Source organism: Klebsiella sp. P1CD1 (assembly GCF_003790505.1).
GTDB lineage: Bacteria > Pseudomonadota > Gammaproteobacteria > Enterobacterales > Enterobacteriaceae > Klebsiella > Klebsiella variicola.
In genome coordinates this window covers 2,065,545-2,090,143 of the sequence record NZ_CP033631.1, presented here as the reverse complement: position 1 = coordinate 2,090,143, position 24,599 = coordinate 2,065,545, and the positions used below count along the sequence as shown (strand labels likewise).

Here is a 24,599-nt window from a genome sequence, read left to right as displayed (position 1 = left end):
CCGGTGTAATCACCTGCCAGAGAGGAAATCGGGACAGCGATTCAGTATTTGATGATTGAGATGACATGGGAGTAACTGAATTTCCTGATGAATTTTTACGGACGCCAAAAACGACAATTCAGGGTGGCGTTCTGAGAATTAATGTGAATAATAACCATTATCAATAACTCATCTACCCCATTCGGTTCTATTTATACCCGCATTGGTCTAAGCCACAGGGAGATAACCAGGTCATGACGGAGTCACCGCAAACGCAATCTGAAATCTCTATTCACCAGTTGGTGGTCGGGAAACCTGCAAACGATGGCAATATTCCTGCTCAGTGTGAACTGCTGCGCTGTTCGTTGCAGGAAGGTATGGATATTTTGCTCTGGAGGGGCCATTTTGCGCGGCCTGAGACGTTGCAGCTACACGACGATCTGGGCAGGATTAACTTCTCGTGCATCCTGGAAGGCACATCGCGCTTTGCGATTCAGGGACTCCGGCGCCACACCGACTGGGAGCTTGCGCGCAATCGCCATTACATTACCCATACGCCAGACTGTCGCGGCAGCGCCTCCTATTGTGGCCGATTCGAGAGCATTACCCTCTCCTTCAGCCCTGAAACCCTCGCGCTGTGGGTGCCGGATATTAGCGCGGTCATTAAGAATAAGATCGACTCCCACTGCTGTTGCCAGCAGCAGCGTTGTAATGCTGAAACCCACTTAACGGCTCAGGCCTTGCGTCACGCGCTGATGCGCATGCACGGCGGCTTCAGCCATGAACAAAAGCCGTCGACGCTATGGTTGCAGGGGCAAAGTCTGGTCATGCTCAGTCTGGTGCTGGATGAACATCGCGAAGACGCCAGTTGCCTCTCCTGCCACTTCAACCCGATGGAACGTCAGAAACTGCTGCGGGCGAAGGATCTGCTGCTGGCTGATCTGACGCAAGCGCCGGGCGTCGCGGAGCTGGCCAGAGAGTCCGGTCTGAGCGTTCTCAAAATTAAGCGAGGCTTCCGCGTTCTGTTCAACAACAGCGTCTATGGCCTGTTTCAGGCTGAACGAATGCAGGAAGCCAGAAGACGTCTGGCCAACGGCAATACCTCCGTCATGACGGTGGCGGCCGATCTGGGCTATGCCAACGCCAGCCATTTCTCTGCCGCCTTCCAGAAACAGTTTGGCGTAACCCCTTCGACCTTTAAACGCGTGATGTAACCGGGGTCGCGCCCCCCTAAACTCCTCCCTGACAGAGGCCCGGATACCCCATCCGGGCCTCTGTTCTTTCCGCCTGTTACCAACCCGAAACGGGCATAAATAAACCCGTTTCGGGTAGCATCCAATTGTTAATAATTATTATTCTCATATGAGCAATGCTTTTCGGTAAGACGTGCCATCAGGAGGAAGAATGATTTCTGGCGCACCATCTCAGGATTCGCTGTTACCGGACAACCGCCACGCGGCTGATTACCAACAATTACGCGAGCGGCTCATACAGGAACTGAATTTAACGCCGCAGCAGTTACATGAAGAGAGCAACCTGATCCAGGCCGGCCTGGATTCCATAAGATTGATGAGATGGTTACACTGGTTTCGTAAAAATGGCTACCGCCTTACCCTTCGCGAGCTGTATGCCGCCCCCACGCTGGCGGCATGGAACCAGTTAATGCTCAGCCGGTCGCCTGAGAACGCGGAAGAAGAAACGCCGCCCGACGAATCATCCTGGCCGAACATGACCGAAAGTACCCCCTTCCCATTGACGCCAGTACAGCACGCCTACCTGACGGGCCGCATGCCGGGGCAGAAGCTTGGCGGCGTGGGTTGCCACCTGTATCAGGAGTTTGAAGGCCATTGTCTGACGGCGTCGCAGCTGGAGCAGGCCATCACGACCTTGCTGCAACGCCACCCAATGCTGCATATCGCCTTTCGCCCCGACGGGCAGCAGGTCTGGCTACCGCAACCTTACTGGAACGGCGTCACCGTTCATGATTTACGCCATAACGACGCTGAAAGCCGCCAGGCCTATCTGGACGCACTGCGCCAGCGCCTGAGCCACCGTCTTTTACGCGTGGAAATCGGCGAAACGTTTGATTTTCAGCTGACGCTCTTGCCGGACAATCGCCACCGCCTCCATGTCAATATTGACCTGCTGATTATGGATGCCTCCAGCTTTACGCTTTTCTTCGATGAGCTTAACGCTCTGCTGGCCGGAGAATCGCTGCCGGCTATCGACACCCGCTATGATTTCCGCTCGTATTTGCTGCACCAGCAGAAGATCAATCAACCACTGAGAGACGACGCGCGCGCTTACTGGCTGGCGAAAGCATCGACGCTTCCCCCCGCGCCCGTCTTGCCGCTGGCCTGCGAACCCGCCACGCTACGTGAAGTCCGTAATACCCGACGCCGCATGATTGTCCCGGCAACACGCTGGCACGCCTTTAGCAACCGGGCCGGCGAGTATGGCGTGACGCCGACAATGGCGCTGGCGACCTGTTTTTCTGCCGTGCTGGCTCGCTGGGGCGGCCTGACGCGTCTGCTGCTTAACATCACCTTATTCGACCGCCAGCCGCTGCACCCGGCGGTTGGCGCGATGCTTGCCGACTTCACCAATATTCTTCTGCTGGATACCGCCTGCGATGGCGATACCGTCAGCAACCTGGCGCGTAAAAACCAGCTCACGTTTACGGAGGACTGGGAGCATCGCCACTGGTCCGGCGTCGAATTACTCCGTGAACTCAAACGCCAGCAGCGCTACCCCCACGGCGCCCCGGTGGTATTTACCAGCAATCTGGGGCGTTCCCTCTACAGCAGCCGCGCAGAATCGCCGTTGGGCGAGCCGGAATGGGGCATCTCGCAAACGCCGCAGGTCTGGATAGATCATCTGGCGTTCGAGCATCACGGCGAGGTCTGGCTACAATGGGACAGCAACGACGCGCTGTTCCCTCCGGCGTTAGTCGAAACATTGTTCGACGCTTACTGCCAGTTGATTAACCAACTCTGCGATGACGAAAGCGCCTGGCAAAAGCCGTTCGCAGATATGATGCCCGCCAGCCAGCGCGCGATACGCGAACGGGTCAACGCCACCGGCGCCCCCATTCCCGAAGGCTTGCTGCATGAAGGCATTTTCCGTATCGCTCTGCAACAGCCGCAGGCGCTGGCGGTAACGGACATGCGTTATCAGTGGAATTATCATGAGCTGACAGACTATGCCCGCCGTTGCGCGGGCAGGTTAATCGAGTGCGGGGTTCAGCCCGGCGATAATGTGGCTATCACGATGTCGAAAGGCGCAGGACAACTTGTTGCGGTTCTGGCCGTCCTGCTGGCCGGGGCGGTTTACGTTCCGGTTTCGCTGGATCAGCCTGCCGCACGGCGCGAGAAAATCTACGCTGACGCCAGCGTCCGGCTGGTGCTCATTTGTCAGCACGACGCCAGCGCCGGGTCAGACGATATTCCCGTCCTTGCCTGGCAGCAGGCCATTGAGGCGGAGCCGATCGCCAACCTGGTAGTACGCGCCCCCACGCAACCGGCCTACATTATCTACACCTCCGGCTCTACCGGTACGCCGAAAGGGGTAGTCATTTCTCACCGGGGAGCGCTTAACACCTGTTGCGATATCAATACCCGCTATCAGGTTGGCCCGCATGACAGGGTGCTGGCCCTCTCCGCCCTACATTTTGATTTATCGGTTTACGACATTTTTGGCGTACTGCGCGTGGGCGGCGCGCTGGTGATGGTGATGGAAAATCAACGGCGCGATCCTCACGCATGGTGTGAGCTGATCCAGCGCCATCAGGTCACGCTCTGGAACAGCGTCCCGGCGCTGTTCGATATGCTGCTGACCTGGTGTGAAGGTTTCGCCGACGCCACGCCGGAAAACCTGCGCGCAGTGATGCTTTCCGGCGACTGGATCGGGCTTGACCTCCCCGCCCGTTATCGGGCCTTCCGGCCACAAGGACAATTTATCGCGATGGGCGGCGCCACCGAGGCGTCTATCTGGTCTAACGCCTGCGAAATTCACGACGTCCCCGCCCACTGGCGCTCCATCCCTTACGGTTTTCCGCTAACCAACCAACGCTACCGGGTGGTGGATGAACAGGGCCGGGACTGCCCTGACTGGGTGCCGGGTGAATTATGGATTGGCGGCATTGGGGTCGCGGAAGGCTATTTCAACGATCCCCTGCGTAGCGAGCAGCAATTTTTGACGCTCCCGGACGAGCGCTGGTATCGCACCGGCGATCTCGGCTGCTACTGGCCAGATGGCACAATCGAGTTCCTCGGTCGTCGCGACAAGCAGGTCAAAGTCGGAGGATATCGCATCGAGCTGGGCGAAATCGAAAGCGCGCTCAGCCAGCTGGCGGGGGTGAAACAAGCAACCGTTCTGGCGATCGGCGAAAAAGAAAAAACGCTGGCGGCATACGTTGTTCCTCAGGGCGAGGCTTTTTGCGTTACCGATCATCGGAACCCGGCACTGCCGCAGGCGTGGCACACGCTTGCGGGAACGTTGCCCTGTTGCGCCATCTCGCCAGAGATCTCCGCAGAACAGGTAGCCGATTTCCTTCAGCATCGCCTGCTAAAACTGAAGCCGGGTCACACCGCTGGCGCCGATCCTCTCCCCCTGATGAACTCACTCGCTATCCAGCCGCGCTGGCAGGCCGTGGTGGAACGCTGGTTAGCATTTCTGGTGACACAACGGCGACTGAAGCCCGCTGCTGAAGGTTATCAGGTCTGCGCTGGTGAAGAACGCGAGGATGAGCACCCGCACTTCAGCGGACATGATTTAACGTTATCGCAAATTCTTCGCGGTGCCCGTAACGAACTGTCGTTACTGAACGACGCGCAGTGGTCGCCGGAAAGCCTGGCCTTTAACCATCCGGCCAGCGCCCCGTATATTCAGGAACTGGCGACAATTTGCCAACAGCTTGCACAGCGCTTACAGCGCCCGGTACGCCTGCTTGAGGTGGGAACCCGCACTGGCCGCGCCGCAGAATCGCTGTTAGCACAGCTCAACGCCGGACAGATTGAGTATGTCGGGCTTGAGCAGAGCCAGGAGATGCTGCTGAGCGCCCGGCAGAGGCTCGCCCCCTGGCCTGGCGCCCGTCTGTCCCTCTGGAATGCAGACACGCTGGCGGCGCACGCTCACTCGGCGGACATTATCTGGCTTAATAACGCCCTGCATCGTCTGCTGCCGGAAGATCCCGGGCTCCTTGCGACATTACAACAGCTTGCCGTTCCCGGCGCGCTGCTCTACGTGATGGAGTTTCGCCAGTTAACGCCGTCCGCCCTGCTCAGCACGCTCCTGTTAACCAATGGGCAGCCGGAGGCCTTGCTGCATAACAGCGCCGACTGGGCGGCATTATTTAGCGCGGCCGCCTTCAACTGTCAGCATGGCGATGAGGTCGCGGGGTTACAACGCTTCCTCGTACAATGTCCTGACAGGCAGGTGCGCCGCGATCCCCGTCAACTTCAGGCCGCCCTCGCCGGACGTCTGCCGGGGTGGATGGTGCCGCAACGGATCGTCTTCCTCGACGCCTTACCGCTGACGGCTAACGGGAAAATTGACTACCAGGCGCTGAAGCGTCGTCATACCCCTGAAGCGGAAAACCCGGCCGAAGCGGATTTACCCCAGGGCGACATTGAAAAACAGGTTGCCGCCCTCTGGCAGCAACTCTTATCAACTGGCAATGTCACCAGAGAAACCGACTTCTTCCAGCAAGGCGGCGATAGCCTGCTGGCGACCCGTCTGACCGGGCAACTTCATCAGGCAGGTTATGAAGCGCAATTAAGCGACCTGTTTAATCATCCCCGGCTGGCGGATTTTGCCGCCACGCTGCGGAAAACCGACGTCCCGGTCGAACAACCATTCGTCCACTCCCCTGAAGATCGCTACCAGCCCTTTGCGCTTACCGACGTGCAGCAGGCTTACCTGGTGGGGCGTCAGCCGGGCTTTGCCCTGGGCGGCGTCGGCTCACATTTCTTTGTTGAATTTGAAATTGCCGATCTGGACCTCACCCGGCTGGAGACGGTCTGGAACCGATTAATCGCCCGCCACGATATGCTGCGCGCCATCGTGCGTGATGGACAGCAACAGGTGCTCGAACAGACGCCCCCCAGGGTGATACCCGCACACACCCTCCATACGCCTGAAGAGGCGTTGCGGGTGCGCGAAAAACTGGCGCATCAGGTACTCAACCCCGAAGTGTGGCCGGTATTCGATCTCCAGGTCGGATACGTGGACGGGATGCCTGCCCGCCTGTGGCTGTGTCTGGATAACCTGTTGCTTGACGGTCTGAGCATGCAGATCCTGCTGGCGGAGCTGGAGCACGGCTACCGCTACCCGCAACAGCTGCTTCCGCCGCTGCCCGTCACCTTCAGGGATTATCTGCAACAACCCTCGCTACAGTCGCCCAATCCAGATTCTCTGGCATGGTGGCAGGCGCAGCTTGATGATATTCCTCCGGCGCCTGCGTTGCCGCTGCGCTGCTTGCCTCAGGAGGTTGAAACACCGCGCTTCGCCCGCCTGAACGGCGCGCTGGACAGCACGCGCTGGCATCGGCTGAAAAAACGGGCGGCTGACGCCCATCTCACCCCGTCGGCCGTACTGTTGTCGGTGTGGTCAACGGTTCTCTCTGCATGGAGTGCACAGCCTGAGTTCACGCTTAACCTTACGCTTTTCGACAGGCGACCGCTGCACCCGCAAATCAACCAGATTCTGGGCGATTTCACCTCGCTGATGCTGCTGAGCTGGCATCCCGGCGAAAGCTGGCTGCACAGCGCGCAGTCACTACAGCAGCGGCTGAGCCAGAACCTCAACCACCGCGATGTGTCAGCCATCCGCGTGATGCGTCAACTGGCGCAACGGCAAAACGTGCCTGCCGTTCCGATGCCCGTCGTCTTTACCAGCGCGCTGGGCTTTGAGCAGGATAACTTCCTCGCCCAGCGTAATCTGCTCAAACCGGTCTGGGGCATCTCCCAGACGCCGCAGGTCTGGCTCGATCACCAGATTTATGAATCCGAAGGCGAACTGCGCTTTAACTGGGATTTTGTCGCCGCGCTGTTTCCTGCCGGGCAGGTGGAGCGCCAGTTTGAACAGTATTGCGCATTGCTAAACCGAATGGCCGAGGATGAAAGCGGCTGGCAACTGCCGCTCGCCGCGCTGGTGCCTCCCGTTAAACACGCAGGGCAATGCACAGAGCGCTCACCGCGCGTATGCCCTGAGCACTCTCAGCCACACATTGCGGCGGACGAGAGCACCGTCAGCCTGATTTGCGACGCCTTCCGCGAGGTGGTTGGCGAGTCTGTCACGCCCGCAGAAAACTTCTTTGAGGCGGGCGCAACGTCGCTGAATCTGGTGCAACTGCACGTTTTGTTACAACGTCACGAATTTTCCACCCTGACGTTGCTTGACCTCTTCACCCACCCTTCTCCTGCTGCCCTGGCCGATTATCTGGCCGGCGTCGCCACGGTGGAGAAAACAAAACGACCTCGCCCTGTTCGCCGTCGTCAGCGGCGGATATAGCGCGAAGCAAACTGATTTTCCCCGGAACGCCATCGCGAACGCATGGCGTTCCATTGACTTTGTGAATCTTAGGAAACGGGACCGATTATGGATAACTTGCGCTTCTCTTCTGCGCCGACAGCAGATTCCATTGATGCATCGATCGCTCAACACTACCCGGACTGCGAACCTGTCGCGGTTATCGGCTACGCCTGCCATTTTCCTGAATCGCCGGATGGCGAAACGTTCTGGCAAAATCTGCTGGAAGGTCGTGAATGCAGCCGACGCTTTACGCGCGAAGAGCTTCTGGCCGTCGGTCTGGATGCCGCCATCATTGACGATCCTCATTATGTCAATATCGGTACGGTGTTAGACAACGCCGACTGCTTCGACGCCACCCTGTTTGGCTATTCGCGACAGGAAGCGGAGTCGATGGACCCGCAGCAGCGCCTATTTTTGCAGGCGGTCTGGCATGCGCTGGAACATGCCGGTTATGCCCCCGGCGCCGTCCCCCATAAGACCGGCGTTTTCGCCTCTTCCCGGATGAGTACCTACCCCGGTCGCGAAGCATTGAACGTGACAGAAGTCGCGCAGGTAAAAGGTCTGCAATCTCTGATGGGCAATGATAAAGACTATATTGCCACCCGCGCCGCGTACAAACTCAACCTGCACGGCCCGGCGTTATCGGTACAGACCGCCTGCTCCAGCTCGCTGGTTGCCGTGCATCTGGCCTGTGAAAGCCTGCGCGCAGGCGAATCCGATATGGCGGTTGCCGGCGGCGTGGCGCTCTCTTTCCCCCAGCAGGCAGGCTACCGCTACCAGCCCGGAATGATTTTCTCTCCTGATGGTCACTGTCGTCCCTTTGACGCCTCGGCTGAGGGCACCTGGGCAGGTAACGGTCTCGGCTGCGTGGTGCTGCGTCGCCTGAGAGACGCGCTGCTGTCAGGCGATCCGATTATCTCGGTGATCCTCTCCAGCGCGGTCAACAACGACGGCAACAGAAAGGTCGGCTATACCGCCCCTTCCGTCGCAGGGCAACAGGCAGTCATCGAAGAGGCGTTAATGCTGGCGGCCATCGACGACAGGCAGGTAGGTTACATTGAAACCCACGGCACCGGCACACCGCTGGGCGACGCGATTGAAATTGAAGCGTTACGCAACGTCTATGCGCCTCGCCCGCAGGATCAGCGCTGTGCGCTCGGTTCCGTGAAAAGTAACATGGGCCATCTGGATACCGCGGCGGGCATTGCCGGACTGCTGAAAACCGTTCTGGCAGTCAGTCGCGGGCAAATTCCTCCCTTACTGAATTTTCACACCCCCAACCCTGCGCTGAAACTTGAAGAGAGCCCCTTTACCATACCGGTGTCGGCACAGGCATGGCAGGACGAAATGCGCTATGCGGGCGTCTCCTCCTTTGGTATTGGCGGCACCAACTGCCATATGATCGTCGCCTCGCTGCCCGACGCGCTCAACGCGCGCCTCCCCAATACGGATAGCGGCAGAAAAAGTACCGCGCTGCTGCTCAGCGCCGCCAGCGACAGCGCGTTGCGGCGGCTGGCGACGGATTATGCCGGGGCGCTGAGAGAGAATGCGGATGCCAGCTCTCTGGCCTTCACAGCCCTGCACGCGCGCCGTCTCGATCTCCCCTTCCGCCTGGCGGCGCCATTAAACCGTGAAACCGCCGAGGCGCTCAGCGCCTGGGCCGGTGAGAAATCGGGGGAGCTGGTTTACAGCGGCCACGGCGCCAGCGGCAAGCAGGTGTGGCTGTTTACCGGCCAGGGCTCGCACTGGCGCACTATGGGTCAAACGATGTACCAGCACTCAACGGCGTTTGCCGACACGCTGGATCGCTGTTTTTCCGCCTGTAGCGAAATGCTCACGCCGTCACTGCGCGAAGCGATGTTTAACCCCGATTCGGCGCAGCTGGACAATATGGCCTGGGCGCAGCCGGCGATTGTCGCGTTTGAAATCGCGATGGCGGCGCACTGGCGTGCTGAAGGACTGAAGCCAGACTTCGCCATTGGGCATTCCGTCGGTGAATTTGCCGCTGCCGTTGTCTGCGGACACTATACGATTGAACAGGTCATGCCACTGGTTTGTCGGCGCGGCGCGCTAATGCAGCAGTGCGCAAGCGGCGCGATGGTGGCGGTATTTGCAGACGAAGACACGCTGATGCCGCTGGCTCGCCAGTTTGAGCTGGATCTCGCCGCCAACAACGGTACGCAACATACGGTATTTTCCGGGCCGGAAGCCCGTCTCGCGGTATTTTGCGCCACGCTCTCGCAGCATGACATTAACTATCGTCGCCTGAGCGTAACCGGTGCGGCGCACTCCGCTTTACTGGAGCCGATACTCGATCGGTTCCAGGACGCCTGCGCGGGACTGCACGCGGAGCCGGGGCAAATACCGATTATTTCCACGCTCACCGCCGACGTCATTGATGAGTCAACGCTCAACCAGGCGGATTACTGGCGCCGACACATGCGCCAGCCGGTGCGTTTTATCCAGAGTATTCAGGTGGCGCATCAGCTCGGCGCCCGCGTTTTTCTGGAGATGGGGCCCGATGCCCAGTTGGTTGCTTGCGGGCAGCGCGAATACCGCGATAACGCATACTGGATAGCCAGCGCCCGGCGTAACAAAGAGGCGAGCGATGTCCTCAATCAGGCCCTGCTCCAGCTTTACGCTGCCGGCGTCGCCCTACCGTGGGCCGACCTGCTGGCGGGCGATGGACAACGTATCGCTGCGCCATGTTATCCGTTTGATACTGAGCGTTACTGGAAAGAGCGCGTCTCCCCGGCCTGCGAGCCTGCCGACGCAGCGCTGTCTGCCGGGCTGGAGGTGGCGAGTCGCGCCGCGACAGCGCTCGATCTCCCTCGCCTGGAAGCGCTTAAACAGTGCGCCACGCGACTGCACGCCATCTACGTCGATCAACTGGTACAACGCTGTACCGGCGATGCCATTGAGAACGGCGTGGACGCCATGACCATCATGCGCCGTGGACGTCTGCTGCCCCGCTACCAGCAGCTACTCCAGCGCCTGCTGAATAACTGCGTGGTCGACGGCGATTACCGCTGCACCGACGGGCGATACGTCCGCGCCCGCCCCATTGAACATCAACAGCGGGAATCACTGCTGACGGAACTTGCCGGTTATTGTGAAGGTTTTCAGGCTATTCCCGACACCATCGCCCGTGCCGGCGATCGGTTATATGAAATGATGAGCGGCGCGGAAGAACCGGTGGCGATTATCTTCCCGCAAAGCGCCTCCGACGGCGTGGAAGTGCTGTATCAGGAATTCAGCTTTGGCCGCTATTTCAACCAAATCGCCGCCGGGGTATTACGCGGCATTGTCCAGACGCGTCAGCCCCGCCAGCCGTTGCGTATTCTTGAAGTTGGCGGCGGAACCGGCGGCACCACCGCGTGGCTGCTGCCGGAACTCAACGGCGTTCCGGCACTGGAGTACCATTTCACCGATATCTCGGCGCTGTTCACCCGTCGCGCCCAGCAGAAATTCGCCGACTATGATTTTGTGAAGTATAGCGAGCTGGATCTCGAAAAAGAGGCGCCGTCTCAGGGTTTCCAGGCACAGTCTTACGATCTTATCGTGGCAGCGAACGTGATTCACGCCACCCGCCATATTGGCTGCACGCTCGATAATCTGCGCCCCCTGCTCAAGCCGGGCGGGCGCCTGCTGATGCGCGAAATCACCCAGCCAATGCGTCTGTTTGACTTCGTTTTCGGCCCGCTGGTTCTTCCGCTACAGGATCTCGACGCCCGCGAAGGTGAGTTATTCCTCACCACCGCTCAGTGGCAACAACAGTGCCGCCACGCCGGATTCAGCAAAGTGGCGTGGCTACCACAGGATGGCAGCCCGACCGCCGGGATGAGCGAACATATCATTCTCGCCACGCTGCCCGGTCAGGCGGTTAGCGCCGTAACATTCACCGCGCCATCAGAACCCGTGTTGGGGCAGGCGCTGACGGATAACGGTGATTATCTCGCCGACTGGTCTGATTGCGCAGGTCAGCCCGAACGGTTTAACGCCCGCTGGCAGGAGGCCTGGCGTCTGCTTTCACAGCGTCATGGCGACGCTCTGCCTGTGGAACCGCCCCCCGTCGCCGCCCCGGAGTGGCTGGGGAAGGTTCGCTTAAGCTGGCAAAACGAAGCCTTTTCCCGCGGTCAGATGCGCGTTGAAGCCCGTCATCCTGCTGGCGAGTGGCTGCCGCTATCGCCCGCCGCGCCTCTTCCTGCGCCGCAGACGCATTATCAATGGCGCTGGACGCCCCTCAACGTCGCCAGCATTGACCATCCGCTTACCTTTAGCTTCAGCGCCGGTACGCTTGCGCGCAGCGACGAGCTGGCGCAATACGGCATCATTCACGATCCGCACGCCTCTTCGCGACTGATGATTGTTGAGGAGAGCGAGGATACGCTGGCCTTAGCGGAGAAAGTGATAGCAGCGCTCACCGCTAGCGCAGCCGGATTGATTGTGGTTACTCGCCGCGCGTGGCGAGTCGAGGAAAATGAAGCACTCTCTGCATCCCATCACGCGCTATGGGCCTTGCTTCGCGTCGCGGCCAACGAACAGCCGGAACGGTTGCTTGCCGCCATCGATCTCGCCGAAAACACCCCGTGGGAAACGCTGCATCAAGGGTTGAGCGCAGTCTCACTATCACAGCGCTGGCTCGCCGCACGGGGTGACACCCTCTGGCTCCCTTCACTGGCGCCCAATACGGGATGCGCCGCTGAATTACCGGCAAACGTGTTTACCGGCGATAGCCGCTGGCATCTGGTGACCGGAGCGTTTGGCGGATTAGGCCGCCTTGCCGTGAACTGGCTCAGAGAAAAAGGGGCGCGACGCATCGCCCTGCTGGCGCCGCGCGTGGATGAGTCATGGCTACGCGACGTGGAGGGCGGGCAGACGCGCGTCTGCCGTTGTGATGTGGGCGATGCCGGGCAACTGGCCACTGTTCTTGACGATCTGGCGGCCAACGGCGGCATTGCCGGAGCGATTCATGCCGCTGGCGTATTGGCTGACGCGCCCTTGCAGGAGCTTGATGACCACCAGCTGGCTGCCGTTTTCGCGGTAAAAGCGCAGGCGGCAAGCCAGCTGTTGCAAACCCTGCGCAACCACGACGGACGCTATCTTATTCTCTACTCTTCCGCTGCCGCCACCCTCGGCGCGCCGGGTCAGAGCGCCCATGCGCTGGCCTGCGGCTACCTGGACGGGCTGGCCCAGCAGTTTTCCACCCTTGATGCGCCGAAAACGCTCTCTGTCGCCTGGGGCGCATGGGGAGAAAGCGGTCGGGCGGCCACGCCGGAAATGCTGGCGACGCTCGCCAGACTAGGTATGGGCGCGTTAAGCGATGCCGAAGGCTGCTGGCACCTGGAACAGGCGGTGATGCGCGGCGCCCCGTGGCGACTGGCGATGCGCGTTTTTACCGACAAAATGCCCCCGTTACAACAGGCTCTGTTTAACTTCAGCGCCACAGAAAAAGCCGCAACGCCGGTCATTCCTCCTGCTGATGACAACGCCTTTAACGGCAGCCTGAGCGATGAAACAGCGGTGATGGCATGGCTGAAAAAGCGGATTGCGGTTCAGCTAAGGCTGAGCGATCCGGCGTCACTGCATCCAAACCAGGATCTGTTGCAACTCGGCATGGACTCGCTGCTCTTCCTTGAACTCAGTAGCGATATTCAGCACTACCTGGGCGTACGCATCAATGCGGAACGGGCGTGGCAGGATCTGTCTCCTCATGGACTCACGCAGCTTATCTGTTCTAAGCCAGAGGCGACGCCTGCCGCTTCGCAGCCGGAAGTGTTGCGGCACGACGCCGACGAGCGTTATGCGCCCTTCCCTTTGACGCCCATTCAGCACGCCTACTGGCTGGGGCGAACCCACCTCATTGGCTATGGCGGCGTCGCCTGTCACGTCCTGTTTGAGTGGGATAAACGCCACGATGAGTTCGATCTCGCCATACTGGAGAAAGCATGGAACCAGCTCATCGCACGCCACGATATGTTGCGTATGGTGGTTGATGCCGACGGGCAGCAGCGAATCCTGGCGACAACGCCGGAGTATCACATCCCGCGTGACGATCTGCGCGCGCTTTCCCCGGAAGAACAGCGCATCGCGCTGGAAAAACGGCGGCATGAACTGAGCTATCGCGTTTTGCCTGCCGACCAGTGGCCTCTTTTTGAGCTGGTGGTCAGCGAAATCGACGATTGCCATTACCGTCTTCATATGAACCTCGACCTTTTGCAGTTTGATGTGCAGAGTTTTAAAGTCATGATGGACGACCTGGCGCAGGTCTGGCGCGGTGAAACGCTGGCGCCGCTCGCTATTACCTTCCGTGATTATGTGATGGCTGAACAGGCGCGCCGACAGACATCGGCATGGCACGATGCCTGGGATTACTGGCAGGAAAAACTGCCGCAACTGCCCTTAGCGCCAGAGCTGCCGGTGGTTGAGACGCCCCCGGAAACGCCACACTTCACCACCTTCAAATCGACGATCGGCAAGACAGAATGGCAGGCCGTGAAACAGCGCTGGCAGCAGCAAGGCGTCACATCGTCTGCCGCGCTGCTCACGCTGTTTGCCGCCACCCTTGAGCGCTGGAGCCGTACCACAACATTTACGCTGAACCTGACGTTCTTCAATCGCCAGCCGATCCATCCGCAAATCAACCAGTTGATTGGTGATTTTACCTCCGTCACGCTGGTTGATTTTAACTTCTCAGCGCCGGTGACGTTGCAAGAGCAGATGCAACAGACCCAACAGCGCCTCTGGCAAAACATGGCGCACAGTGAAATGAACGGTGTTGAGGTGATCCGTGAGCTGGGCCGCCTGCGCGGATCACAACGTCAACCGCTGATGCCGGTAGTGTTTACCAGTATGCTGGGGATGACGCTGGAAGGCATGACTATCGATCAGGCGATGAGCCATCTGTTCGGCGAACCCTGCTATGTATTCACGCAAACGCCGCAGGTCTGGCTGGATCATCAGGTCATGGAGAGCGACGGCGAGTTGATGTTTAGCTGGTACTGCATGGACAACGTGCTGGAACCCGGCGCTGCCGAGGCGATGTTTAATGACTATTGCGCCATCCTGCAAGCCGTCATCGCCGCCCCTGAAAGCCTGAAGACTCTCGCCAGCGGCATCGCCGGGCACATTCCCCGCCGACGCTGGCCGCTGAACGCGCAGGCGGACTACGACCTGCGGGATATTGAGCAGGCGACGCTCGAATACCCCGGCATCCGGCAGGCCAGAGCGGAAATAACCGAACAGGGCGCGTTGACGCTGGATATCGTGATGGCCGACGATCCGTCGCCATCAGCGGCGATGCCTGATGAGCACGAACTTACCCAACTGGCGCTGCCGTTGCCTGAGCAGGCGCAGCTTGATGAGCTGGAGGCGACCTGGCGCTGGCTGGAGGCGCGTGCGCTACAGGGGATCGCGGCTACGCTAAATCGTCACGGCCTGTTTACCACGCCGGAGATCGCCCATCGCTTTAGCGCAATAGTACAGGCGCTGTCCGCGCAAGCGTCTCACCAGCGTCTGCTGCGCCAGTGGCTACAGTATCTGACGGAAAGAGAGTGGTTAATCCGCGAAGGTGAAAGCTGGCGCTGCCGCATTCCGCTCAGCGAGATTCCTGAGCCTCAGGAAGCGTGCCCGCAAAGCCAATGGAGCCAGGCGCTGGCGCAGTATCTGGAAACCTGCATCGCCCGGCACGACGCCCTCTTCTCCGGGCAGTGTTCTCCGCTGGAATTGCTGTTCAACGAGCAGCATCGCGTTACCGACGCGCTGTATCGCGACAACCCCGCCAGCGCCTGTCTGAATCGCTATACCGCGCAGATTGCCGCCTTGTGCAGCGCAGAACGGATTCTGGAGGTTGGCGCCGGAACCGCAGCCACTACCGCGCCGGTGCTGAAGGCCACGCGAAACACGCGGCAGTCGTACCACTTCACGGACGTCTCCGCGCAGTTCCTCAATGACGCCAGAGCCCGTTTCCATGATGAATCGCAGGTGTCTTATGCCTTGTTCGACATCAACCAGCCGCTGGATTTCACCGCCCACCCAGAGGCGGGTTACGACCTGATCGTTGCCGTCAATGTGCTCCACGACGCCAGCCATGTCGTCCAGACGTTGCGCAGATTAAAACTGTTGCTGAAAGCCGGCGGACGTTTGCTGATCGTTGAAGCGACGGAGCGAAACAGCGTATTCCAGCTGGCGAGCGTGGGCTTTATTGAGGGATTAAGCGGATACCGTGATTTCCGCCGCCGGGATGAGAAACCGATGCTCACCCGCTCCGCATGGCAGGAGGTTCTCGTTCAGGCCGGGTTTGCAAACGAGCTGGCGTGGCCCGCGAAGGAATCGTCGCCGCTGCGCCAGCATCTGCTGGTGGCGCGTTCGCCTGGCGTAAATCGCCCGGATAAAAAAGCCGTGAGCCGCTATTTACAGCAGCGCTTTGGCACCGGTCTGCCCATTTTACAGATCCGGCAAAGAGAAGCGTTATTTACGCCGCTGCATGCCCCGTCTGAGGCGCCGACTGAGCCAGCCAAACCCACGCCAGTTGCCGGGGGGAATCCGGCGCTGGAAAAACAGGTGGCTGAACTCTGGCAATCCCTGCTGTCTCGCCCCGTGGCAAGGCATCACGACTTTTTCGAACTGGGCGGCGACAGCCTGATGGCGACAAGGATGGTCGCGCAGCTAAACCGGAGAGGGATTGCCAGGGCTAACCTTCAGGATCTGTTCAGCCATTCGACGCTGAGCGACTTCTGCGCCCATCTACAGGCGGCTACGTCAGGAGAGGACAACCCGATACCCCTTTGCCAGGGCGACGGTGAGGAAACCCTGTTTGTCTTCCACGCTTCAGACGGCGATATCAGCGCCTGGCTGCCGCTCGCCAGCGCGTTGAACAGGCGCGTTTTCGGCCTGCAAGCAAAATCGCCGCAGCGCTTTGCCACGCTCGACCAGATGATCGATGAGTATGTCGGGTGCATCCGTCGTCAGCAGCCTCACGGCCCTTATGTGCTGGCGGGTTGGTCGTATGGCGCGTTTCTTGCGGCGGGCGCCGCACAGCGCCTGTACGCCAAAGGCGAGCAGGTTCGGATGGTGTTAATCGATCCCGTGTGCCGACAGGATTTCTGTTGCGAAAACCGGGCGGCCCTGCTGCGCCTGTTAGCCGAAGGACAAACGCCTCTGGCACTGCCCGAACATTTCGACCAGCAGACGCCCGACAGCCAGCTTGCCGACTTTATCAGCCTCGCTAAAACGGCCGGTATGGTGTCGCAAAACCTGACGCTGCAAGCGGCAGAAACGTGGCTCGACAACATCGCGCATCTGCTGCGTTTACTGACTGAGCATACGCCGGGCGAAAGCGTTCCGGTCCCCTGTCTCATGGTGTATGCCGCCGGGAGACCCGCGCGCTGGACGCCAGCAGAAACCGAGTGGCAGGGCTGGATAAACAACGCCGACGACGCTGTGATTGAAGCCAGCCACTGGCAAATCATGATGGAAGCCCCCCACGTTCAGGCTTGTGCGCAACACATTACGCGCTGGCTTTGCGCAACCTCAACGCAACCGGAGAACACGTTATGATGCCGTCCGCCTCCCCAAAACAACGCGTACTGATTGTGGGCGCCAAATTTGGCGAAATGTACCTGAATGCCTTTATGCAGCCCCCGGAGGGGCTGGAACTGGTCGGCCTGCTGGCGCAGGGAAGCGCCCGTTCAAGAGAGCTGGCTCATGCGTTTGGCATTCCGCTGTATACCTCGCCGGAACAGATAACTAGGATGCCGGATATCGCCTGTATTGTCGTGCGTTCGACCGTCGCCGGAGGAACCGGTACGCAGCTTGCCAGACACTTTCTGACGCGCGGCGTACACGTCATTCAGGAGCATCCCCTCCACCCGGATGACATCAGTTCCTTACAAACGCTGGCGCAGGAACAGGGCTGCTGCTATTGGGTAAACACGTTTTATCCGCATACGCGCGCGGGACGCACATGGCTTCGCGATGCGCAGCAGCTGCGTCGCTGCCTGGCTAAGACGCCGCCGGTAGTCCACGCCACCACCAGCCGACAGTTGCTCTACTCCACTCTGGATTTGTTGTTGCTGGCTCTGGGCGTTGATGCCGCCGCCGTGGAGTGCGACGTGGTTGGCAGCTTTAGCGATTTTCACTGTCTGAGACTCTTCTGGCCGGAGGGAGAAGCCTGCCTGCTGCTTCAGCGCTATCTCGATCCTGACGATCCAGATATGCATAGCCTTATCATGCACCGCCTGCTGCTGGGCTGGCCGGAAGGTCATCTTTCGCTGGAGGCGAGCTACGGCCCCGTCATCTGGTCATCCAGCCTGTTTGTCGCAGACCATCAGGAGAACGCCCACAGCCTCTACCGCAGACCGGAGATCCTGCGCGATCTGCCGGGTCTGACGCGCAGCGCGGCGCCCCTGAGCTGGCGCGACTGCTGCGAAACCGTCGGGCCGGAGGGCGTCAGCTGGTTGCTACACCAGTTGCGCAGCAATCTGGCGGGCGAACATCCACCAGCGGCCTGCCAAAGCGTACATCAGATCGCGTTATCACGTTTATGGCAGCAGATTTTACGTAAGACCGGCAATGCGGAGATCAGACGCCTGACGCCGCCGCACCACGACCGGTTAGCCGGTTTCTACAACGATGATGATAAGGAGGCGCTGTGACGCAATCTGCAATGTGCATCCCGCTGTGGCCCGCCCGGAACGGCAATACTGCGCATCTGGTCATGTGCCCTTTCGCTGGCGGCAGCAGTAGCGCGTTTCGCCACTGGCAAGCTGAGCAACTGGCTGATTGCGCGCTTTCTCTGGTGACCTGGCCGGGGCGCGATCGCCTTCGCCATCTGGAACCGCTCAGAAGCATTACACAACTGGCGGCACTGCTGGCGAACGAGCTGGAAGCATCCGTATCGCCTGACACGCCGCTTTTACTCGCCGGGCACAGCATGGGGGCGCAGGTGGCGTTTGAAACCTGCCGACTTCTGGAGCAACGGGGGCTTGCGCCACAAGGACTGATTATTTCCGGGTGCCATGCCCCGCATCTGCATTCTGAACGCCAGCTCAGCCATCGCGATGATGCCGACTTTATCGCTGAGCTGATAGACATTGGCGGATGTTCTCCTGAACTGCGGGAAAACCAGGAATTAATGTCGCTGTTTCTTCCTCTTCTGCGCGCTGATTTTTACGCCACCGAGAGCTATCACTACGACTCGCCCGACGTCTGTCCGCCGCTGCGCACGCCTGCGCTGTTATTGTGCGGCAGCCACGATCGCGAAGCCTCCTGGCAGCAGGTCGATGCCTGGCGTCAGTGGCTGAGCCACGTTACAGGCCCGGTGGTGATTGACGGCGATCATTTCTATCCCATTCAACAAGCCCGGTCCTTTTTTACGCAGATTGTCCGCCATTTTCCCCACGCATTTTCTGCAATGACCGCGTTGCAAAAACAGCCCAGTACTTCAGAAAGGTGACGCATGAATTCTTCCTTTGAATCTCTGATTGAACAGTATCCCTTCCCCATTGCCGAACAGTTGCGCCACTGGGCGGCCCGTTATGCCTCGCGAATTGCCGTCGTTGATGCAAAGGGGTCGTTAACCTACAGCGCGCTTGATGCACAAGTTGACGAACTTGCCGCAGGTCTGTCATCACTGGGTTTGCGTTCGGGGGAGCATGTAATTGTGCAGCTTCCCAACGACAACGCGTTTGTTACCCTGCTGTTCGCCTTGTTAAGACTGGGCGTTATCCCCGTGCTGGCGATGCCCTCGCAACGGGCGCTGGATATCGACGCGCTGATTGAGCTGGCGCAACCCGTCGCTTACGTTATTCACGGGGAAAACCACGCAGAGCTGGCCCGACAGATGGCGCACAAACACGCCTGCTTGCGTCATGTTCTGGTCGCTGGAGAGACCGTGAGCGACGATTTTACGCCGCTCTTCTCCCTTCACGGTGAGCGACAGGCATGGCCGCAGCCTGATGTTTCCGCCACCGCGTTGTTGTTGCTCTCAGGCGGCACAACCGGCACGCCCAAACTCATCCCGCGCCGACATGCCGACTATAGCTATAACTTCAGCGCTTCTGCTGAACTGTGCGGCATCAGCCAACAGAGCGTGTATCTCGCCGTCCTCCCGGTGGCGCATAACTTTCCGCTGGCCTGCCCCGGTATTCTGGGAACGCTTGCCTGCGGCGGAAAAGTGGTGCTGACCGACAGCGCCAGCTGTGATGAGGTGATGCCTTTAATCGCGCAGGAAAGAGTGACTCACGTCGCCCTGGTTCCGGCGCTGGCGCAATTATGGGTGCAGGCCAGGGAGTGGGAAGACAGCGACCTTTCGTCGCTGCGCGTCATTCAGGCAGGCGGCGCCCGGCTCGACCCGACGCTTGCTGAGCAGGTTATCGCCACCTTTGACTGTACCCTGCAACAGGTTTTCGGTATGGCGGAAGGCCTGCTCTGTTTTACCCGGCTGGACGATCCGCATGCCACCATTCTCCACAGCCAGGGGCGCCCGTTGTCCCCTCTGGATGAAATCCGCATCGTTGATCAAGACGAGAACGACGTCGCGCCGGGCGAAACCGGGCAATTGTTAACGCGCGGCCCTTATACCATTTCGGGCTATTACCGCGCCCCTGCCCACAACGCGCAGGCCTTTACCGCGCAAGGGTTTTACCGCACAGGCGACAATGTCAGGCTGGATGAGGTGGGGAACCTGCACGTTGAGGGACGCATAAAAGAGCAGATCAACCGCGCCGGAGAAAAAATAGCCGCGGCTGAAGTGGAATCGGCACTGCTGCGTTTAGCGGAAGTGCAAGATTGCGCGGTGGTCGCCGCGCCGGACACGCTGCTTGGCGAGCGGATTTGCGCGTTTATCATCGCGCAGCAGGTGCCAACTGACTATCAGCAGTTGCGTCAACAACTGACCCGTATGGGGCTCAGCGCGTGGAAAATTCCTGACCAAATCGAGTTTCTGGACCACTGGCCGCTCACCGCCGTCGGCAAGATAGACAAAAAACGCCTGACGGCTCTCGCCGTCGACCGTTATCGCCATTCTGCCCAATAAGCGCAAACCGACCCGAAACAGGTTGAAATAAACCCGTTTCGGGTAGCACCACCATTAGAAATAGTTATCATTTTCAATTCACCATTGTCGGTATTTTTGGCGTTTCGCCGTCTTACAGGGACTCACAACAATGAAAATGACACGGCTTTATCCTCTGGCCTTGGGGGGATTATTGCTCCCCGCCATTGCTAATGCCCAGACTTCACAGCAAGACGAAAGCACGCTGGTGGTTACCGCCAGTAAACAATCTTCCCGCTCGGCATCAGCCAACAACGTCTCGTCTACTGTTGTCAGCGCGCCGGAATTAAGCGACGCCGGCGTCACCGCCAGCGACAAACTCCCCAGAGTCTTGCCCGGGCTCAATATTGAAAATAGCGGCAACATGCTTTTTTCGACGATCTCGCTACGCGGCGTCTCTTCAGCGCAGGACTTCTATAACCCCGCCGTCACCCTGTATGTCGATGGCGTCCCTCAGCTTTCCACCAACACCATCCAGGCGCTTACCGATGTGCAAAGCGTGGAGTTGCTGCGAGGCCCACAGGGAACGTTATATGGCAAAAGCGCTCAGGGCGGGATCATCAACATCGTCACCCAGCAGCCGGACAGCACGCCGCGCGGCTATATTGAAGGCGGCGTCAGTAGCCGCGACAGTTATCGAAGTAAGTTCAACCTGAGCGGCCCCATTCAGGATGGCCTGCTGTACGGCAGCGTCACCCTGTTACGCCAGGTTGATGACGGCGACATGATTAACCCCGCGACGGGAAGCGATGACTTAGGCGGCACCCGCGCCAGCATAGGGAATGTGAAACTGCGTCTGGCGCCGGACGATCAGCCCTGGGAAATGGGCTTTGCCGCCTCACGCGAATGTACCCGCGCCACCCAGGACGCCTATGTGGGATGGAATGATATTAAGGGCCGTAAGCTGTCGATCAGCGATGGTTCACCAGACCCGTACATGCGGCGCTGCACTGACAGCCAGACCCTGAGTGGGAAATACACCACCGATGACTGGGTTTTCAACCTGATCAGCGCCTGGCAGCAGCAGCATTATTCGCGCACCTACCCTTCCGGTTCGTTAATCGTCAATATGCCTCAGCGCTGGAATCAGGATGTGCAGGAGCTGCGCGCCGCAACCCTGGGCGATGCGCGTACCGTTGATATGGTGTTTGGGCTGTACCGGCAGAACACCCGCGAGAAGTTAAATTCAGCCTACGACATGCCGACAATGCCTTATTTAAGCAGTACCGGCTATACCACCGCTGAAACGCTGGCCGCATACAGTGACCTGACTTGGCATTTAACCGATCGTTTTGATATCGGCGGCGGCGTGCGCTTCTCGCATGATAAATCCAGTACACAATATCACGGCAGCATGCTCGGCAACCCGTTTGGCGACCAGGGTAAGAGCAATGACGATCAGGTGCTCGGGCAGCTATCCGCAGGCTATATGCTGACCGATGACTGGAGAGTGTATACCCGTGTAGCCCAGGGATATAAACCTTCCGGGTACAACATCGTACCTACTGCGGGTCTTGATGCCAAACCGTTCGTCGCCGAGAAATCCATCAACTATGAACTTGGCACCCGCTACGAAACCGCTGACGTCACGCTGCAAGCCGCGACGTTTTATACCCACACCAAAGACATGCAGCTCTACTCTGGCCCGGTCGGGATGCAGACATTAAGCAATGCGGGTAAAGCCGACGCCACTGGCGTTGAGCTTGAAGCGAAATGGCGGTTTGCGCCAGGCTGGTCATGGGATATCAATGGCAACGTGATCCGTTCCGAATTCACCAATGACAGTGAGTTGTATCACGGCAACCGGGTGCCGTTCGTACCACGTTATGGCGCGGGAAGCAGCGTGAACGGCGTGGTTGATACGCGCTATGGCGCACTGATGCCCCGACTGGCGGTTAATCTGGTCGGGCCGCATTATTTTGATGGCGGCAACCAGTTGCGGCAAGGCACCTATGCCACCCTGGACAGCAGCCTGGGCTGGCAGGCGACTGAACGGATAAACATTTCCGTCTATGTCGATAACCTGTTTGACCGTCGTTACCGTACCTATGGCTATATGAACGGCAGCAGCGCCGCCGCGCAGGTCAATATGGGACGCACCGTCGGTATCAATACGCGAATTGATTTCTTCTGATTATTTTAAAAGGGATACCGGAAGGGCATCCCTTTTACGCCATGAGTTAAAACGGTACCCCAACAGCAACTGCCCAACACAACGTTGCCTGTTTCGTAGCCCGATTAAGGAGATAATCCCATCATGTCAGAGACGTTTTCTCACCTCCTGGACGCATATACCCAATCAGCAGAGATGTACGATATTCTCTCGGAAAAACATTGGCAGTCCCGGCGTGCCTCAGTGCTGAATGGATTGCAGACTACCTGCCCTGACGCGAAAACCATACTTGATATCGGTTCCGGCACTGGCATGGCTCTGGATGTCGTCCTGGAAGCCTTTCCAGGTGCACAGGTTCATGCCATTGAACCCTCTGCGTCAATGCGCATCGGTCTGATGACGCGGATACTAGCAGATACCCGACTACGCAGGCAGGTTACCGTACACCCGTGCGATATTGCTCAGGCCACGCTTCCTGCAGACATTGATATCGCCCTTGTGTGTGGCTGTGTTGGTTTTTTTGAGGTTCCGGTGCGGAAAGCGCTTTGGTCGCAGCTGGCCTCATTGCTGACGCCGAACGGTGCTGTACTGGTCGATGTGATGCCCATAGCGGAGCCGCAGCAGGTGTCAGAATTCCGTGCGGCCAGCGTTGATGTTGGTGAGCACCGTTACGACATTTGGCTAAGTGGGCAAAAAATAGAAGATGAACCGGAAATAATGCGCTGGCATATTCGCTTTGAACAGCATGACGGCGAAGTAAAAATACGCAGTTTCTCCGTTGAACGTGACTGGCGTACGTTCAGCCTTGATATATTGATAGATGAAGCGGCTGACGCAGGATTTAAGGCACTTTTACTGCCTGACAGCCCAGTTCCGGCAGCTTTGTTCAGGTTGTGTTGAGACGTACCAGAGCCTGTTTTTGTAAGCGGTTAGGCGTCGCATGCCAGGCATTGCCCTGCTTTGCAGGAAAAGCTTCGTTTTCATCTTCATTGACGAGTCTTTGTTTTTTTAATTGTGAGAAAGCGATACCCATAATTACCTCCTCAACTAATAGCTCATGAATAAAATGTAAATTGTACTTTAAGTTACAACAAAAGCGTAACATGACAATGCTCTCATATTTTCAGGCGATGAGGTTACGGCATGCTTATTTCATGGCTTCAATTTCGGAGAAATTGTTAAGCCATGAAATAAGCATGTGGCTCGCGGTCAGAAAATTCAATTCCGGAGGAATTGTTAATTTTCAGGCACCGCGCCCACCTGCGAACATTCGCCCAAAGCGAATTGAGCAGGCCGGGGGGAGCCGCAAAAATTTTGCCGCCCCGGCGAGCAAAAAGGCACGCCCACGTGCCGGTTTTTGTGGGGGGCCTGCCCCGCACACCGTCAAGCCAGGTAATATTTCCCGCCCACGGGGAATATTGCCGATCAGGCGCGACCAACCCCTTTAAAGCAGCGTTCCCGTTTTTTCGCTCCGAGCTGGCGAGGAAAAGAAAAAACAGGCGAAACGCGCGTCTTAAAGGGGTTGGTCGCGCGTAGCGCGTGACGGTGTGCCGCCTTTGACCCAGGGGGTTTTGACGCAGCGTTCAGCGGAGTCATTACCCCCATGTGACAGGCAGTGAGGGCGTCCAGCCCGAGCGTAATGACACACGCCGTTGCCCGCCATTCGGGCGTTTCAGGTGGCGGACGACCACGGGTCGGCTGTCATCTGAAAGCGCGGATAACGGGCATGCCCGCAGGATACGGGCAACCGGTTCATGGGCGCCATCTGTGGGCGTCTCCGATGGGCGTGGGGTCTGACGTCCATCCGTGACGCCCATAGTCAGCGCCTGTGTCAGCATGAAAACAGGTACCAGGGCGTGTCCGTTTTCATGGAAAAAACAACGCCGGGATTTTATACGGGTCGCCCTGTCCATTTGCCCC

General features: G+C 58.8%; 9 protein-coding genes. 8 read left to right on the top strand and 1 reads right to left on the bottom strand.

Annotation, left to right across the window (positions count from 1 at the left end; genetic code table 11):
- The first annotated feature begins 233 nt into the window (after positions 1-233).
- From ybtA to DTA24_RS10415, 8 genes are all read left to right on the top strand, one after another.
- On the top strand, positions 234-1,193 hold the full coding sequence (gene ybtA, locus DTA24_RS10450) for a yersiniabactin transcriptional regulator YbtA (RefSeq protein ID WP_000140406.1): 960 nt from the start codon (positions 234-236) through the stop codon (positions 1,191-1,193).
- Positions 1,194-1,383: 190 nt separating this feature from the next.
- Complete coding sequence (gene irp2, locus DTA24_RS10445) at positions 1,384-7,491, top strand: yersiniabactin non-ribosomal peptide synthetase HMWP2 (protein ID WP_123836817.1); 6,108 nt, start codon at positions 1,384-1,386, stop codon at positions 7,489-7,491.
- A gap of 87 nt (positions 7,492-7,578) precedes the next feature.
- Complete coding sequence (gene irp1, locus DTA24_RS10440) at positions 7,579-17,070, top strand: yersiniabactin polyketide synthase HMWP1 (RefSeq protein WP_123836816.1); 9,492 nt, start codon at positions 7,579-7,581, stop codon at positions 17,068-17,070.
- Entirely contained in the window at positions 17,067-18,167 is a 1,101-nt protein-coding gene (ybtU, locus tag DTA24_RS10435) for a yersiniabactin biosynthesis oxidoreductase YbtU (protein ID WP_032218411.1), read from the top strand. Before irp1 ends, ybtU begins: the two co-directional genes overlap by 4 nt.
- Positions 18,164-18,967: a yersiniabactin biosynthesis thioesterase YbtT gene (gene ybtT / locus DTA24_RS10430; RefSeq protein ID WP_000194282.1), complete on the top strand. Its 804-nt coding sequence runs from the start codon at positions 18,164-18,166 to the stop codon at positions 18,965-18,967. Before ybtU ends, ybtT begins: the two co-directional genes overlap by 4 nt.
- Positions 18,968-18,970: 3 nt before the next feature.
- On the top strand, positions 18,971-20,548 hold the full coding sequence (gene ybtE / locus DTA24_RS10425; protein WP_123836815.1) for a yersiniabactin biosynthesis salycil-AMP ligase YbtE: 1,578 nt from the start codon (positions 18,971-18,973) through the stop codon (positions 20,546-20,548).
- A gap of 130 nt (positions 20,549-20,678) precedes the next feature.
- Positions 20,679-22,700 (top strand): siderophore yersiniabactin receptor FyuA, encoded by a 2,022-nt coding sequence (fyuA, locus tag DTA24_RS10420; RefSeq protein WP_123836814.1) that lies wholly within the window; start codon positions 20,679-20,681, stop codon positions 22,698-22,700.
- Between the two features lie 123 nt (positions 22,701-22,823).
- The gene (locus DTA24_RS10415) at positions 22,824-23,579 is read left to right on the top strand and encodes a class I SAM-dependent methyltransferase (RefSeq protein WP_123836813.1); all 756 of its coding nucleotides are present in this window, start codon (positions 22,824-22,826) and stop codon (positions 23,577-23,579) included.
- Here the strand turns inward: DTA24_RS10415 and DTA24_RS28070 are convergent.
- Positions 23,566-23,712, bottom strand: a complete 147-nt coding sequence (locus DTA24_RS28070) for a hypothetical protein (protein ID WP_164481326.1) — start codon at positions 23,710-23,712, stop codon at positions 23,566-23,568. The genes DTA24_RS10415 and DTA24_RS28070 overlap by 14 nt on opposite strands.
- Positions 23,713-24,599: the final 887 nt, after the last annotated feature.

Coding starts and splice junctions, on each gene's coding strand:
- ybtA (WP_000140406.1), top strand. CDS start 234: ATGACGGAGTCACCGCAAACGCAATCTGAAATCTCTATTCACCAGTTG.
- irp2 (WP_123836817.1), top strand. CDS start 1,384: ATGATTTCTGGCGCACCATCTCAGGATTCGCTGTTACCGGACAACCGC.
- irp1 (WP_123836816.1), top strand. CDS start 7,579: ATGGATAACTTGCGCTTCTCTTCTGCGCCGACAGCAGATTCCATTGAT.
- ybtU (WP_032218411.1), top strand. CDS start 17,067: ATGATGCCGTCCGCCTCCCCAAAACAACGCGTACTGATTGTGGGCGCC.
- ybtE (WP_123836815.1), top strand. CDS start 18,971: ATGAATTCTTCCTTTGAATCTCTGATTGAACAGTATCCCTTCCCCATT.
- fyuA (WP_123836814.1), top strand. CDS start 20,679: ATGAAAATGACACGGCTTTATCCTCTGGCCTTGGGGGGATTATTGCTC.
- DTA24_RS10415 (WP_123836813.1), top strand. CDS start 22,824: ATGTCAGAGACGTTTTCTCACCTCCTGGACGCATATACCCAATCAGCA.
- DTA24_RS28070 (WP_164481326.1), bottom strand. CDS start 23,712: ATGGGTATCGCTTTCTCACAATTAAAAAAACAAAGACTCGTCAATGAA.